Genomic DNA, 15,325 nt, shown 5'->3' on the forward strand with positions numbered 1-15,325 from the left:
TTAATTGATTTTCAATATGTTAGTCATGGGCGTTGAGCATCTCGCGTTCGGCCGCGGCTTGTGTCAGCGAGAAGCCCTCGTCGAGCCAGCCCGTGATGCCGCCGATCATCAATTTCACGGGGCGTCCCAGTTGCGCGAGACGCAGTGCGCCGCGCGCGGCGCCGTTGCAGTGCGGGCCCGCGCAGTAGGTGACGAACAGCGTGTCCTGCGGGTACGGCGCGAGCTTCGAGGCCACGATCTTGCCGTGCGGCAGATTGAGCGCACCCGGCACGTGGCCCTCGTCGAACAGCGCCGGGCTGCGCACGTCAAGCAGCACGAAGCCGGGCGTGCCGCTCGCGAATGCCGCGTGAACGTCGGAGCAATCGGTTTCGAATTGCAGAGAGGCCTGGAAGTGGGCGAGGGCGGCGGCGCTATCGGCAGCGGGAAAGGCGTTGACAGCGTTGACGGAGGCGACGGAGTTCTGAGTGGGCATGGCAAGGTTCCGGTTGGACAGCGAGCGTGATTGCGTGGCGAAGCGATTCTGGAGCCTTCATTGTCGCGACGCCGCGCGCGCCGGGTAAGTGGCGTAATCGTCAATCTCCGGTAACATCACGCCATGCACAATCATCTTGTCGTTGCGCTGGCTTACGACCGGCTCTGTACGTTCGAATTCGGCTGCGTGACCGAACTGTTCGCGCTCGAACGTCCTGAACTCGGTGTCGACTGGTATCGCTTCGCGGTATGCGCGAGCGAACCCGGTCCGATTCGCGCCGCCGGCGGCATCACGGTCGCCGCGCCGTACACGCTCAAACTGCTGGATCGTGCCGACACGATCGTCATCCCCGGCTGGCGCGACCCGGACGAGTTGCCGCCCGAGCCGCTGCTCAAGAAGATTCGGGCGGCCTTCGAGCGCGGCGCGCGCCTCTGTTCGATCTGTTCCGGCGTGTTCGTGCTGGCCGCCTCGGGGGTGCTCGACGGTAAGACTGTCACCACGCATTGGCGCTACGCCGACAAACTGCAGCAGCGTTATCCGCAATTGCGCGTGCAGCCGGATGCGTTGTATGTCGACGAAGGACAGATCATCACCTCGGCGGGATCGGCAGCAGGGCTCGACATGCTGCTGCATCTGGTGCGGCGCGATCACGGCAGCGCAGTCGCCAACCGGGTCGCGCAGCGGCTCGTGGTGCCGCCGCATCGCGAGGGCGGTCAGGCGCAGTTCGTGCCGCGGCCGATGCTGCAGGACGAAGGCGGACGCGTGGCGAAACTGATGGACTGGGTGCGCCGTTATCCCGCGTTGCCGCATACCTTGCACTCGCTGGCCGAACGGGCGGCGATGAGTCCGCGTACGCTGCAGCGTCAGTTTCATGACGCCACCGGAATGGCGCCCTACGAGTGGCTGGTGCGGGAACGCGTGGCGATCGCGCGGGAACTGCTGGAAGCGCCGACCCCGTTGCCGATGGTGCGCGTTGCGGAACTGGCGGGCTTCGGTTCCGAAGAATCGTTGCGGCGGCACTTCCGGCGTATCGCATTGACAAGCCCAGGCGCGTATCGTAAGAAGTTCGGAGTGCAGGCAGGGGTGCCAACGACCCGGTAGACGTGGGTCACTTCCGTCTTGCCGTTCCTGCGCGCGCGATTCGTTTCAAACGAATGCTTGCCGATGTGCAGAATCATCCGCGGCTTGTGCATGACAGGCGGTTTGATGCGTGCCGCATGACGTATGAAATGCGCTTCATGCGAGCCTCATGCATCTCCAAACGCTCACAGAGCGCCGCGTGCTGCGCGTTGCGGCTGAATCGCGTGATGGACCGCTCGCTTCGGCGGCATGCAAGGGTTCGCGCAATCGCCGGTTTTCTGTCAGCATCACGGCCAGCGTCCGTGTCGATTCACGTCAAACGTGTGGCGCACGCGGCTGTTTGAAGTGCGTCTTCGAAACGCGTCGTCGCCACCGTCCTCTCTTTCTCATGAACGTCAAAACCGCCGTCGCCGCTACCGCCGTTGTCGTCACTGCTGCTATTGCTGTGCTTACGCCTGCGCTCGTCGCAGCGCAAACGGAAACCGGCGGATCGCGTGCCGAGCTCTATCGCCGCAACCTGCTGGCGGGCAAGGACGTGCCGTGCCGCACGAATGCGTCATGCGCGGCGTTGGGCGTAGCCGCGCTCGAAGCAGGGCGGATCAAGGAAGCGCAAACGCTGGTCGAGATGGAAGCCGCGCTCGCCGAGGCCACCGCCATGCAGGCCGGCGAGGAGAATTCGCCAAAAGCAACCAGTTCGGCGCGTGCCCGCGTGGCGATGGCGCTGGTCCACCAGGGCGACGTGAAACTGAGGCTGGGCGCGCTGCCCGACGCGCGCGCGTACTATCGGACCGCGGTGAGCCGTGGCAACGACTTTCCCAACGACGCGCTGCTCGGCCGTGCCGTAGCGGCTGCGCATGAACGTCTCGAGTCGATTGCCGGCAAGTCGGTAGTGAACGGCGTGCCGCCGGACGGCGCGCGTTTTGCCAGTTATATGTTTTTCGGCGCGTGGAACAGTATCGAGGTGAAGCCCGTGAAAGGGCGGCGCGGCGTCTATCGGATCGAAGGCGACTTCATGTATCCAACCGTTAGCGCCGACGGTCAACCGAGCGCGAACATGGGCAGCCTGTCGGCCTACGTGCGCTTTTACAATGGTGTGGCACGCGTGCCGATGACCGATGGCGGCGGCGATGCGCCGCTCGACGCCACCGCCAGGATCACCAACCTCGCGCTTTATGACAAACCGGCGGACAAACCGGCGGACAAACCGTCGGACAAACAGGCAGACAGGCACGCGGACAAATGCCTGATCGAGTTCAAGCTCTCCGCACCGGAGACGCTTGACGTCGAGACGCATGGCTCGCTCACGGAATGCGGTTTCGGCTTCAATGTCAGTGCGGACGGGCGTTATTATCTGATGACGGGATCCTGAAGGCTGCCAGACTACCGGCCACGTGTCTGGTCGGCTTCGCCCGCATGCTTCCCCATCCACGCTGCGTCTTTTATGATGCGGTGGCTGTGCACGTCTAATCGTCGTTCACAACGTTCCCGCTCACAAAACCCTGATAAGAACAACGCCCGCTCATGCAAAACATCCTTAACTATCCGGGAATCGTATTCATTTTTTTCTTCATTGTGTTGTGGTTGTCGGCGCGCCTTGGTGCGTCGGTGCTGCGGAAATTCAGAAAGATCGACGAGGAGGTCCGCGACGATTTCAGCGTGATTCAGGCGGCCACGCTAACCTTGCTCGCGCTGATCATCGGTTTCACGTTTTCGATGGCGGTAGGCCGCTACGATCAACGTAAGAATTACGAGGAAGAAGAGGCGAACGCGATCGGCACAGAATACGTCCGTGCCGACCTGTTGCCCGCCGCCGACGCGGCGACCGTGCGCGGCTTGCTGAAAAAATATCTGGATGAACGCGTGCTGTTCTACACGACGCGCGACGCCGAGGAGCTCGCCCGGGTCAATGCCGAGACATCGCGTCTGCAGAACGCAATGTGGTCTACAGTGAAGAATGCCGTCGCCGCGCAGCCCACGCCGGTCGCCGCACTCGCTGTCGCGGGGATGAACGACGTACTCAATTCGCAGGGTTACACACAGGCCGCGTGGTGGAATCGCATACCCGTCGCGGCGTGGACGCTGATGACGCTGATTGCGGTGTGCGCCAACGTGCTGGTCGGCTACGGCGCGCGCGGTTTGAAAGCGGGAGCCGGGTTGTTGCTGATCGTTCCGCTGATCGTGTCGCTGTCGTTCATGCTGGTCGCCGATATCGACAGTCCGCGCGGCGGTGTGATTCGTGTGAAGCCGCTCAACCTTCATGCGCTTGCGGATTCGATCCGCCCGCAATGATCCCGTATTGAAGCCGCACGGCGCGCGCTGAATCCGCATAGAAGCCCATTGAGCCGCATGAAAGGAAAACCCATGTCCGATATTGCAAAGATCATCACCAGCTTCAATACCGGCCGCGATCCTGAACGGCTCGCAATGAAATACAAGCTCATGCGCGGCTCGCCGTTCGTGTTTCTGCGCGGCACCTGCCATCTGTTTTACGCGCGCTTGCCACGCGACAAGGTGCTCGACGATGCGCCGCCGGTGTGGATTTGCGGCGATATGCATCTGGAAAATTTCGGCAGCTACAAGGGCGATAACCGCCTCATCTATTTCGACAACAACGATTTCGATGAGGCCTGCCTCGCGCCGAGTCTTTACGAACTGGTGCGGCTGCTCACGAGCGTGCTGGTCGGCGCGAGCGACCTCAAGCTGAGCCGTGCGGAGGCACTCGCCCTCTGCCACACCGCGGTCGATGCGTATAGCGCGGCGCTCGCCTTCGGCAAATCGCGCTGGATCGAAGCGGAGACCTCGGTCGGCATGGTGCGCGATCTGTTCGACGCGCTGGCAAACCGCACGCGTGCCGCGTATCTCGACCGGCGTACTACGCTCAAGGGCAAGACGCGCGTGCTCAAAGTGGACGGCAAAAAAGCACTGCCGGTCAGTGATAAGGCGCGGGCTGCCGTCACCGCGTTCATGCATCAGTTCGCTGCCGGTCAACCCAATCCGGACTTCTATCGCATCGTCGATATGACGCGGCGGATTGCCGGCACCGGCAGCCTGGGCGTGGACCGCTACGCGATTCTCGTCGAAGGCAAAGGCTCGCCGGACGGCAACTATCTGCTCGATCTGAAAGAGGCGCTGCCTTCTTCGGTGACGCCGCATGTACGCACGCCGCAGCCGAAGTGGGAGAGCGAGGCGCAGCGTGTGGTTGAAATTCAACGGCGCAATCAGGCGGTCTCGCAGGCGTTTCTGCATGCGGTCGAATTCAATCAGCGCTCGTACGTGCTGCGCAGCTTGCAGCCTTCGGAAGACCGCGTGGCGTTGAGCGACTGGGACGACAAGCTGTCGCGGCTCGAAGCAGTGATCAACAGCATGGCTGAATTGAGCGCGTGGGGGCAGTTGCGCAGCGGCGGCCGGCAGAAGTCGTCGATTGCGGACGAACTGATCGCATTCGGCAATCGTAAAGATTGGCAGTTGCCGTTGATCGAACTCGCGACGCAATGCGAGGCGCAGGTGAATGCAGATTGGAAAGCGTATTGCGAAGCTTATGACGGTGGTGCGTTCGATCTGCCCGCCAAGCCTTGAGGTTAGCCGCACCGGCGGCTCAGACATCCCCCTGCATGCGCGGCGCATCCCAGCGCCGTGCATCCCCATCAGTTCTCCATACAAACCCTGATTGCCGCGGTGAATCCGCCACTGCTATCGTTCGCTGGTCTCTGTGGAAGCGCTTCCACTTCAACTTTCAAGTGGCTTCCAGCTAGCGTCCACATCGACTCCCGCCGTACCCGGTTCAACGACCTCATCGCAGGAGAGAAGCCGTGGCAAACGACGCATCCGCTGTTTCCGACACACGCTCCCCCCATTCACTCGCCGACCCCTTCAGTCCGCCCGCCGACTCCGCGCTGTGGCGCAAGAACTTCCTGGTTGGCGCCGCCACGGCTTCGTATCAGATCGAAGGCGCGGTGGATGAAGACGGCCGCTTGCCGTCGATCTGGGACACCTTCTCGACGACGCCCGGCAAGGTGCTGGCGGGCGACACCGGCGCCGTTGCCTGCGATCACTATCATCGGTGGGAAGCGGACGTCGACATGCTGGTTTCGCTCGGACTCGAAGGCTATCGGCTCTCGATTGCATGGCCGCGCGTCATGGACGCGGCAGGCTTGCCCAATCGCAAAGGGCTCGACTTCTACAAGCGCCTTTTGAACCGGCTGAAAGAGAAGGGCATCACGACCTTCGTGACGCTCTATCACTGGGATTTGCCGCAGCATCTGGAGGATCGCGGCGGCTGGCTGAATCGCGACACCGCTTACCGTTTCGCCGACTACGCCGACCTGATGAGCCGTGAACTGGCCGGCACGGTCGACGCATGGGCGACGCTCAACGAGCCGTGGTGCTCGGCCTTTCTCGGTTATGGCAACGGCCATCACGCGCCGGGTCTCGCCGACGTCGGCTTTGCGACGCAGGCCATGCATCACCTGCTGCTCGCGCACGGACTCGCGATGCCGGTGTTGCGCACCAACGATCCGGCCTCGCAGAAAGGCATTGTCGCCAACATCGGCCGCGGCACACCCAATAGCGATAGCACTGCCGATCGGCGCGCGGCGCATCTGTTCGAAGTCCAGCACAATGCGTGGATTCTCGATCCGTTGCTCAAGGGCGCGTATCCGCGAGACCTGTTCGAGTTGTGGCCGGGCACCGAGCCGTTAATGCTCGACGGCGACATGCAGACCGTTTCGGCGCCGCTCGACTTCCTCGGCATCAACTATTATTTCCGCACCAATGTCTCGAGCGACGGCGCGCATGGATTCCGCGACGTGCCGCTCGAAGGCGTCGAGCGCACGCAGATGGGTTGGGAAGTCTTTCCCGATGGCTTACGCGATCTGCTGACGGGTTTCAAGAGTACGTATCACAATCTGCCGCCGATCTACATCACCGAAAACGGCATGGCCTCGGACGATAAGGTGATCGACGGCCACGTGGACGATACGCAGCGCATCTCGTTCCTCAAGCGCCATCTTGCGGCGGTCGATCAGGCGATCAAGGCCGGCGTGGAAATTCGCGGCTATTTTCTGTGGTCGCTGATGGATAACTTCGAGTGGGCGTTCGGTTATGAGCGTCGCTTTGGTGTCGTACACGTCGATTACAGTACGCAGAAGCGCACGGTCAAACGCAGCGCGGAGTTGGTGGCGAAGTTTTTGAAGGAGAGGAAGGCGCGGGTATAACGGCAGGTGCGCTGGTCGACCGCTTTGCATGGGACCAGAGTAAGTGCTTTGCATGGGACCGGAGTAGCGCGCTAAAGCGCGAACTCCGGTCGACAGCTAAAGCACTAACTCTGGATCGACCGCCTTGCATGGGACCAGAGTAAGCGCTAAAGCGCTAACTCTGGATCGACCGCCTTGCATGGGACCAGAGTAAGCGCTAAAGCGCTAACTCTGGTCGACCGCCTTGCATGGGACCAGAGTAAGCGCTAAAGCGCTAACTCTGGTCGACTGCCTTGCATGGGACCAGAGTAAGCGCTAAAGCGCTAACTCTGGTCGACCGCCTTGCATGGGACCAGAGTAAGCGCTAAAGCGCTAACTCTGGTCGACACAGGAGACGGAATGAACAGCAAAAAAATGATCGCGGCGAGTGTGGTTGCTGCACTGACGTTATATGGCGTCGCCGCGCATGCGGAGCCGCTCAAGGCCAACGTGATTCACTGGTGGACCTCGGGCGGCGAGTCGGCCGCGATCCGCCAGTTCGCCGATGCGTATAACAAGGCCGGCGGCCAGTGGATCGACAACGCGGTGGCCGGCGCCGATCAGGCGCGCTCCACCGCGATCAACCGGATCCTCGGCGGCGATCCACCCACCGCCGCGCAGTTCAATACGTCCAAACAGTTTCACGACCTGATCGATCAGGGCCTGCTGAACAACGTCGACGACGTTGCCGCGAAAGAAAACTGGAATGGTGTGTTCCCGCAGTCGATCATCGACAGCATCAAGGTGAAAGGCCATTACTATGCCGCGCCGGTCGATATTCACATGCCGGCCTGGTTCTTCTACTCGAAGCCGGTGTTCCAGAAGGCCGGCATTGCCGCCGAGCCGAAGAGCTACGACGAATTCCTCGCCGATCTCGGCAAGCTGAAGGCGGCAGGCGTGATCCCGCTCGCGCTCGGCGGCCAGCCGTGGCAGGAAAAGATCACGTTCGATGCGGTTTTCGCCGACGTCGGCGGTCCCGATCTTTATCTGAAGGTGTACCGCGATCGCGACATGAACGCGGTCAAGTCCGACGCGTTCAGGAAGGTGCTCGCGTCGTTCAAGCGCCTGCATGATTTCGTCGATGCGGGCTCGCCTGGCCGCAACTGGAACGATGCCACCGCGCTGGTGATTTCCGGCAAAGCGGGCGTGCAGATCATGGGCGACTGGGCCAAGGGCGAATTCTCGGCGGCCAACCAGACAGCCGGCAAGGACTTCGGCTGCTTCCCGGGCTTCGGTCCGCACTCGCCGTATCTAGTGGCGGGCGACGTATTCGTGTTTCCAAAAACCGATAACGCCAACGCGATCAAGGCGCAAAATCTGCTTGCCACGGTGATGACCTCGCCGGCCGCGCAAGTCGCATTCAGCGCGAAGAAAGGCTCGATTCCGATTCGTCCCGACGTGGACGCGAGCAGTCTCGACATCTGCGCGAAGGAGGGCATTGCGATCATGAAGGACAAGTCGCGTCAGTTGCCGAATCCGGAAATGCTGCTCTCGCCTGACACGCAGGGCGCGTTGATCGACGTCATCACGAACTTCTGGAACAAGAACCAGTCGGTCGACGATGCGCAGAAGGCGTTTGCCAGTGCGTTGAAGAGCTAGGCGCTCGCCATGCACGCGCTCAAGCTGCCGGCTGCCGACACCAAGCCTCGCAAAAGGCTGCAGAAAAGGCCGCTGAAAAAGAAGCCGCTAGGAAAGCGCTTGCCGATAGCGGCTTGGGTAGCGTTGCTGCCGATGGTCCTGACCGTCGTGTTCGCGTACCTCGGCACGATGGTCTGGACCGCGCGCGTGTCCCTCAGCAACTCGCGCACGTTTCCTTCCGGCGACTTCGCGGGCCTCACGCAATACGCACGGCTGTTTAACAACGAGCGCTGGTTGTTATCGCTGCAAAACATCGTGATCTACGGCGCGTGCTTCATAGTGGCGTGCATGGTGATCGGTTTGCTGCTGGCGATCTTCATCGATCAGCGCGTGGTGGCCGAAGGCGTGTTGCGCACGGTGTTTCTCTATCCGTATGCGATGTCGTTTGTCGCAACGGGTCTGGTCTGGCAGTGGATCCTGAATCCTGAGTTGGGCGCGCAGGCCGTGTTGCACAAGCTCGGTTTCGCGCATGCGAGTTTCGACTGGATCGTCGATCAGGACTGGGTGATTTACACCATCGTCATCGCGACGGTGTGGCAGGCGTCCGGCCTTGTGATGGCGCTGCTGCTGGCCGGCTTGCGCGGTATCGACGACGAACTGTGGAAAGCCGCGCGTATCGACGGGATTCCGCGTTGGCGCGTGTATGCGAGCATCGTCGTGCCGATGCTCGGACCTTCCCTGTCCACGGCCTTCGTGCTGCTCTTCGTGATGGTCGTGAAGCTGTACGACGCCGTGGTTGCCATGACGCAAGGCGGCCCCGGCACGGCGAGCGAAGTGCCCGCGAAGTTCATCATGGATTACCTGTTTGCCCGTGCCAATATCGGCCTCGCGTCGGCCGCGTCGATCGTGTTGCTGGCAACGGTGCTGGCGGTTCTCGCGCCGTTCTTCTATGCCCGCAGCCGCGCTGCGTTGCGCAAGGAGGTGTGATGAACACGCTCAGTCCTCCTCTGAAAGGCGGTACGCCCAGCCGCCGGCGCCGCCGGGCTTTTACACCCGCGCGCGTGGGCGTCTACGCATTTCTCCTGACTGCCGCGTTGTTCTTCCTGTTGCCGTTGTATGTGATGCTCGTCACGTCGGTGAAACCGATGAGCGAGATTCGCCTCGGCAATCTGCTGGCTTTCCCCACGCATTTCACACTCGATGCATGGAGCGCCGCGTGGCAATCCGCCTGTACGGGGCTCGATTGCAACGGTATTCAGGTCGGTTTCTGGAATTCGGTACGGATCGTCGTGCCCAGCACGGTGTTGTCGATCGTGGTCGGCGCGGTGAACGGCTATGCGCTGTCCTTCTGGCGGCCGCGCGGGGCCGGGCTGCTGTTCGGCGTGCTGCTGATGGGCGCCTTCATTCCCGTGCAGGTGATGGTCTATCCGCTCGTGCGCGTACTCGCGAGCGTGCATCTGTTCAGTTCGCTGCCGGGCATCGTGGTGATTCACACCATCTTCGGCATGCCGGTGATGACGCTGCTGTTTCGCAACTACTACGCGTCGATTCCGCAGGAGCTGTTCAAGGCGGCGCGCATCGACGGTGGCGGTTTCTGGCGCATTTTTTTGCAGCTGATGTTGCCGATGTCCACGCCGATCATCGTCGTTGCGGTCATCATGCAGGTGACGGGCATCTGGAACGACTTCATTCTCGGGCTGGTGTTCGCCGGCACGAAAAACCTGCCGATGACGGTGCAATTGAACAACATCATCAACACGACGACTGGCGAGCGGCTCTATAACGTCAATATGGCGGCGACCATTCTCACCTCCATGGTGCCGCTGGCGGTCTACTTCATTTCGGGCCGCTGGTTTGTGCGCGGCATTGCGTCTGGTGCCGTGAAGGGATAGAGCGAGATAGGTCAAGGGATAGGGCATGACAAACCTGGCTAATTTGGCCAATGCGTTGGCCAATGCGTTGGCCAATGCGTTGGCCAATGCGTTGGCAAATACGACGACAAATGCGATGGCAAATACGACGACAAATGCGATGGCAAATGCAACGGCAAATACAGCAGACGTCGCTAACGCCGGCAACATGGCGGATGCGGCGGGTCTGTCGCATCCTGCCAATGTATCGGTGCGCAATCTGAAGATCCAGCTCGGCGCGAACACGGTGATCGAGAATCTCGATCTCGACGTTCGGGCGGGTGAATTCGTGGTGTTGCTCGGACCGTCGGGCTGCGGCAAATCCACCTTGCTTCACAGCATTGCGGGCCTGATCGACGTGACGGGCGGCAGCATCGAAATTGCAGGCGTTGACATGACCTGGGCCGACCCGAAAGATCGCCGTATCGCGCTGGTGTTTCAGTCGTATGCGTTGTATCCGACCATGAGTGTCGAGCGCAATCTGTCGTTTGCGTTGCGCATCAACGGTACGCCCAAGGCGGAAATCGAGCGGCGCGTGGCACGCGCGTCCGAGATGTTGCAACTCGGCCCGCTGCTCAAGCGCAAACCGGCGCAACTCTCCGGCGGGCAACGGCAGCGCGTGGCGATCGGCCGTGCGATCGTACGCGAGGCCGACGTGTTCCTGTTCGACGAGCCGCTATCGAATCTCGACGCCAAATTGCGTGCCGAATTGCGCCGCGAACTCAAGCAACTGCACCAGCGTCTGGGCGCGACGATGATCTACGTGACCCACGACCAGGTGGAGGCCATGACGCTCGCCTCGCGCATGGCGGTGATGCGCGGCGGCGTGATCCAGCAGTTCGGCACGCCCGCCGAAGTCTATGCGCGGCCGAACAATCTGTTTGTCGCAACGTTTCTGGGCTCGCCCGCGATGAACCTGCTCAAGGGCACGCTTCAGGCGCGCGACGGCTTGCACCACTTTTGCACAGCGCATCTGCGGCTCGATGTGTCGCACTATCCTTTCAAAAACCTGCCGGCGGATCGTCTGCCCTGTGTACTTGGCGTTCGGGCCGAAGACGTGCGCGTGGGTGGTGGCTCGAGCATGGCAATGAACGAGCATGCGACCATTTCGCTGGTCGAGCCGATGGGCAACCATCGTGTCATCTGGCTCGACTATCATGGAATGCAAATCGCGTCGATCGACCAGACCAAGACGCCGGTGGCGATAGGGGATGCCGCGGCGTTTTCTTTCGACGGCGCGCATATTTCGCTGTTCGGGGAAGAAGGCGGCGAGCGTCTATAGTGGTTGGATGTGGCGTCGTTGAAGACAACAGGCTTGACGGAGAACCGCGTGGCAACACTCAAAGATGTCGCGGCACTGGCTGGCGTCGGCATGTCGACTGCGTCGCGAGCCATTTCCGGTAAGGGACCGATTTCAGCCGATGCCGCCGCGCGTGTGAAGGCTGCTATCGAAGCGCTGAATTTCCGGCCGTCGTCTATCGGCCGGGCGATGGCGACGCGATCGCTCGGCATGATCGGCATTTTCGTGCCGACTTTCTTCGGCTCCTACTACGGCACGATTCTCAAGCAGACTGACGCGGAACTGCGCGCGGTGCGCCGTCATGTGGTGGTGGCGACGGGGTGCGGGGAAGTGTCGCCGCGCGAGCAGGCCATCGAGGCGGTGCACTTTCTGATCGGCCGCGATTGTGACGGCGTCGTGGTGATCAGCCACGATCTGCACGACGAAGATCTGGACATGCTGCACCGCATGCATCCAAAGATGGTGTTTTTGAATCGCGTGTTCGAACAGTTGCCGGAGGCGTCGTTTTGCGCGGATCATCGGCGCGGCGGCGAACTGGCGGCACGTACGCTGCTCGATCATGGGCATCGGGAGATCGCGGTGATATCCGGGCCGTTCAGCGCCTCGGACAATCAGACCCGGCTCGAAGGCTTCTTTGCCGAACTGTTGCGCGAGGGTATCGCACGCGAGGACGTCACGCTGATCGAATCGGACTTCTCGCCGGAAGGCGGTTACGCTGCCGCGCAGCAGTTGCTCGATTCCAGGCGGCGTTTCACCGGGCTCTTTTGCGCGAACGACACCATGGCGGTGAGCGCGCTGGCGCGCTTTCACCAGGCGGGCATTGCCGTACCGGACGAAGTTTCCGTGATCGGCTATGACGATGACTATTCGGCCGCCTATGCCGCACCGGGACTTACCTCTGTGCATATCCCGACGGCGGAGTTGACGCAGAATGCCGTGCGCTGGCTGGTCAATCAGTGCTACCGGACCACGTGGGAGATCATCCGCGAGTTTCCGGTGAGCGTCACGATGCGGAAGTCGGTGGGGCCGGCACGGGGTGTGGCGGCTTCGTCGATCAAGGTGACGGCGGCCAGTTTCGGCAGCGCGTCTTAACCTCGTCTCGAAGCAGTGCGGCGCGGATGCGCCGGGTCTGGCTTACTGACCGTGTGCGTAGCGTGGCGGTGCCGCTTACGTCCCACTGCGCAGCGACTGTTCGTAGCGCAGGCGCGCTTCTTCGTCGAGCCGCGTGTCTTCGAGCTCCTGGAGCACGCCTTCGAGATCGATCGGCGTGGTGTCCAGTTCGACACGGCCGGTCAACCCGGCATCCACGTGCAAGGCACCCGCTTCATACAGCGACCAGATTTCCTTGCCGTAGCGGGTGTCGAGCAACGCGGGCGCGAAGCGGCCGAAATACGTGGCGAGGTTGTTCACGTCGCGCTCCAGCATGGCCGGCGCTTCCAGATTACCGGCGGCATTCACGGCTTGCGGCAGGTCGATGATCACCGGGCCGTCTGCCGCGAGCAGGATGTTGTATTCGGACAGGTCGCCGTGAATCATGCCGGCGCACAGCATGCGCACCACCTGATTGAGCAGCAGCGCGTGCAATTTGAGCGCGCGTGCTTCGGTCATCTCGACATCGTTCAGACGGGGCGCGACGTTGCCGTCCGCATCCGTCACCAATTCCATCAGCAACACGCCGTCGGTGCAGATGAACGGCTGCGGCACGCGCACGCCGGCATTGGCGAGCTGGAACAGCGCGTCCACTTCAGCGTTCTGCCAGGCCTGTTCCTGCACTTCGCGGCCATAGCGGCTGCCTTTTTCCATCGCGCGCTGCTGGCGGCTGTTCTTGACTTTGCGACCCTGCTGATAGGACGCGGCCTGGCGGAAACTGCGCTGTTTGGCGTCCTTATAGACCTTCGCGCAGCGCGTGGAGTCGCCGCTGCGGACCACGTAAACGGTGGCTTCCTTGCCGCTCATCAACTGCGAGATGACTTCGTCGATCAGGCCTTCTTCGACCAGCGGGAGCAGACGTTTGGGTGTTTTCATGCGGCCGCCGGCAAGCGGTGGGCGGCTGATCGGCCGGATGCGGCGGATTGCGGGCGGAGAGGGTGCGGAATTCGGATCATGCCGGATTATACGGGGTAGAGCGAGATGACCTTGCGCGCCGTTATCGGCGAGGTATTCGGCAATGTCCAGGTAGCTTGCGCCCGATTTGCCATCGTGACGTTCGAGCATGGTCATGGCGGAGGGGTCTATGCGCCGGATGTCTTCCCGGCGATCGATTCGTTCGATCCGGAACGTCCTGTAACCTTGGCCGACGCCTCTTGACGTTTACTGCTGATCATCAGACCTCTTCGGGTGAGTTTTTGCCGGCCGCGCGGTTTTGACAGGTGCAGCGCCGGACACGTTCGTACGCGGCTTTCGCTGGCCAGGCAACTTAATATCCTGGAGCTTACGGCCGAGTTCGTCGTCGCGAGCGACAGCGTCCATGTCCTTGTCGAGACCCAGCACCCGAAGCGCTCGCATGTAGGTGCCGAGCGCGATATTCGGATTTCCTTTCTCGAGGCGGCTCAATGTGTCGCGCGAAATGCCGAGCCTTTCGGCGAACAGGACAGTAGAGAGTTCGCGCCGCAGACGGGCGAGTTTCAGCCGCTCGCCGAGAGCGCGCATCTGCTTTTCGACCGACGGAAAGGAACGTTTAAAGGTGCGAGGCATGTCCGATAGATTAGGCAAATATCCGAAATATGTCGAAAGTATCGGACAAATATTGATGAGGGGCAACCAACGAGCCCGCCCCGCCAATCCATTCAAACCCCTTCGCCCACCACAGTCCCCTTCAACAGCGGCCCGATGGCCTGCTCGATGCAGTGGACAAAATACTCCGCTGGCCGTGTCAGTTGCGATTCTTGCGGTGACAGCAGATACAACTGCAACGGCGGCGGCGCGACCGGCAGCGCGAGGCGCACGAAGCTTTGCCCGAGCGAGGTCCCTTCAAGCGAATGTGTGGTCCACGCGAAGATCGCATCGGTGCTGATCGTCAGGCTGTAAAACAGCGCGTACGACGTGCAGCGCGTGATCCGCCGGGGCGGCGTGAGCCCGGCGCATTCGAACATCGCGCGCACAAAGCCCGGGTAGTTGTCCGTCACGTCGGTGTGAATCCACTCGGCTTCCTGCACCGCCTCGAGCGACGACGCGTCCGCGTAAGGACTCTGTGCGCGCGTGACGAATACCGTTTCGAACGAGACCATCCGCTTCACGCTGCCGAGATCGCTTGCCGGCCGCGCGAATGCGGCGAACGCCAGATCCAGGGTGCGATTGCGCAGTTGCTCGTGCAACTGGTTGAAACCCAGCTCGCGAAACTCCAGCGTCACCATCGGCCAGCGTTTGCGAAATTCGACGAAGGCCTCGGCCAGCCCCGTCGTACCGACAATCGGCGTGATGCCGATCACCAGGCTGCCGTCGCGCAGCCCTTTCAGGTGCGCCATATCCTCCTCGGCGCGTTCCATCTCGCGCACCACGGTGCGCGCCCGGCTCACCAGCGCGGCGCCTTCGGCGGTGGGCACGACGCCCCACGGGTTGCGTTCCAGCAGCCGCACGCCGAACTCCGTCTCCAGTTCCCGCACCGCTTTCGTGATGGCCGGTTGTGTCACGTACAGCGCTTTCGCCGCGCCGTTGATGCTGCCGGTCGAGGCAATAGCAACGAGCGCTCGCAGATGATGAATTTTCATGATGCGGAATATAGCACTGGCAGTTATGCACATCAAAATTTGTGCTT

Annotated in this window: 15 protein-coding genes; 11 read left to right on the top strand and 4 right to left on the bottom strand. The window is 61.7% G+C overall.

Annotation, left to right across the window (positions count from 1 at the left end):
* Positions 1-19: 19 nt before the first annotated feature.
* Positions 20-472: a rhodanese-like domain-containing protein gene (locus KHO23_RS25640; RefSeq protein WP_211614295.1), complete on the bottom strand. Its 453-nt coding sequence runs from the start codon at positions 470-472 to the stop codon at positions 20-22.
* 123 nt (positions 473-595) lie between these two features.
* Here KHO23_RS25640 and ftrA point away from each other — a divergent pair, with 123 nt between their 5' ends.
* The 10 genes from ftrA (at position 596) to KHO23_RS25690 (ending at position 12,663) form a co-directional block, all read left to right on the top strand.
* Positions 596-1,573, top strand: coding sequence for a transcriptional regulator FtrA (gene ftrA, locus KHO23_RS25645; protein ID WP_211614296.1), 978 nt, complete (start codon positions 596-598; stop codon positions 1,571-1,573).
* Positions 1,574-1,940: 367 nt separating this feature from the next.
* Positions 1,941-2,921, top strand: coding sequence for a hypothetical protein (locus KHO23_RS25650; RefSeq protein ID WP_211614297.1), 981 nt, complete (start codon positions 1,941-1,943; stop codon positions 2,919-2,921).
* 152 nt (positions 2,922-3,073) lie between these two features.
* The gene (locus tag KHO23_RS25655; protein WP_211614298.1) at positions 3,074-3,841 is read left to right on the top strand and encodes a bestrophin-like domain; all 768 of its coding nucleotides are present in this window, start codon (positions 3,074-3,076) and stop codon (positions 3,839-3,841) included.
* A 72-nt stretch (positions 3,842-3,913) separates the two neighbouring features.
* Positions 3,914-5,128 carry a DUF2252 domain-containing protein gene (locus KHO23_RS25660; RefSeq protein WP_211614300.1) on the top strand — a complete coding sequence of 405 codons (1,215 nt, stop codon included), beginning with the start codon at positions 3,914-3,916 and terminating at the stop codon, positions 5,126-5,128.
* Between the two features lie 233 nt (positions 5,129-5,361).
* The gene (locus tag KHO23_RS25665) at positions 5,362-6,765 is read left to right on the top strand and encodes a GH1 family beta-glucosidase (RefSeq protein ID WP_211614302.1); all 1,404 of its coding nucleotides are present in this window, start codon (positions 5,362-5,364) and stop codon (positions 6,763-6,765) included.
* A 378-nt stretch (positions 6,766-7,143) separates the two neighbouring features.
* Positions 7,144-8,382 (top strand): ABC transporter substrate-binding protein, encoded by a 1,239-nt coding sequence (locus KHO23_RS25670; RefSeq protein WP_211614304.1) that lies wholly within the window; start codon positions 7,144-7,146, stop codon positions 8,380-8,382.
* Positions 8,383-8,391: 9 nt separating this feature from the next.
* Positions 8,392-9,348, top strand: coding sequence for a carbohydrate ABC transporter permease (locus KHO23_RS25675; protein ID WP_211614306.1), 957 nt, complete (start codon positions 8,392-8,394; stop codon positions 9,346-9,348).
* The gene (locus KHO23_RS25680) at positions 9,348-10,253 is read left to right on the top strand and encodes a carbohydrate ABC transporter permease (RefSeq protein ID WP_211614308.1); all 906 of its coding nucleotides are present in this window, start codon (positions 9,348-9,350) and stop codon (positions 10,251-10,253) included. Before KHO23_RS25675 ends, KHO23_RS25680 begins: the two co-directional genes overlap by 1 nt.
* Positions 10,254-10,392: 139 nt before the next feature.
* Positions 10,393-11,553: an ABC transporter ATP-binding protein gene (locus KHO23_RS25685; protein ID WP_211614426.1), complete on the top strand. Its 1,161-nt coding sequence runs from the start codon at positions 10,393-10,395 to the stop codon at positions 11,551-11,553.
* A gap of 48 nt (positions 11,554-11,601) precedes the next feature.
* Positions 11,602-12,663 (top strand): LacI family DNA-binding transcriptional regulator, encoded by a 1,062-nt coding sequence (locus KHO23_RS25690; RefSeq protein ID WP_211614310.1) that lies wholly within the window; start codon positions 11,602-11,604, stop codon positions 12,661-12,663.
* Positions 12,664-12,738: 75 nt separating this feature from the next.
* Here KHO23_RS25690 and KHO23_RS25695 read toward each other — a convergent pair whose 3' ends face one another.
* A complete protein-coding gene (locus KHO23_RS25695; RefSeq protein WP_211614312.1) occupies positions 12,739-13,596 on the bottom strand; it encodes a PA4780 family RIO1-like protein kinase in 858 nt (285 codons plus the stop codon).
* A 105-nt stretch (positions 13,597-13,701) separates the two neighbouring features.
* Between KHO23_RS25695 and KHO23_RS25700 the strand changes: the two genes are divergently transcribed.
* Positions 13,702-13,878 (top strand): hypothetical protein, encoded by a 177-nt coding sequence (locus KHO23_RS25700; RefSeq protein WP_211614315.1) that lies wholly within the window; start codon positions 13,702-13,704, stop codon positions 13,876-13,878.
* 3 nt (positions 13,879-13,881) lie between these two features.
* Here the strand turns inward: KHO23_RS25700 and KHO23_RS25705 are convergent, their stop codons facing one another.
* Positions 13,882-14,331, bottom strand: coding sequence for a helix-turn-helix domain-containing protein (locus tag KHO23_RS25705; RefSeq protein WP_236066994.1), 450 nt, complete (start codon positions 14,329-14,331; stop codon positions 13,882-13,884).
* A gap of 26 nt (positions 14,332-14,357) precedes the next feature.
* A complete protein-coding gene (locus tag KHO23_RS25710) occupies positions 14,358-15,278 on the bottom strand; it encodes a LysR family transcriptional regulator (protein ID WP_211614317.1) in 921 nt (306 codons plus the stop codon).
* Between the last annotated feature and the right edge of the window lie 47 nt (positions 15,279-15,325).

It is taken from the genome of Paraburkholderia haematera (assembly GCF_905220975.1).
Lineage (GTDB): Bacteria > Pseudomonadota > Gammaproteobacteria > Burkholderiales > Burkholderiaceae > Paraburkholderia > Paraburkholderia haematera.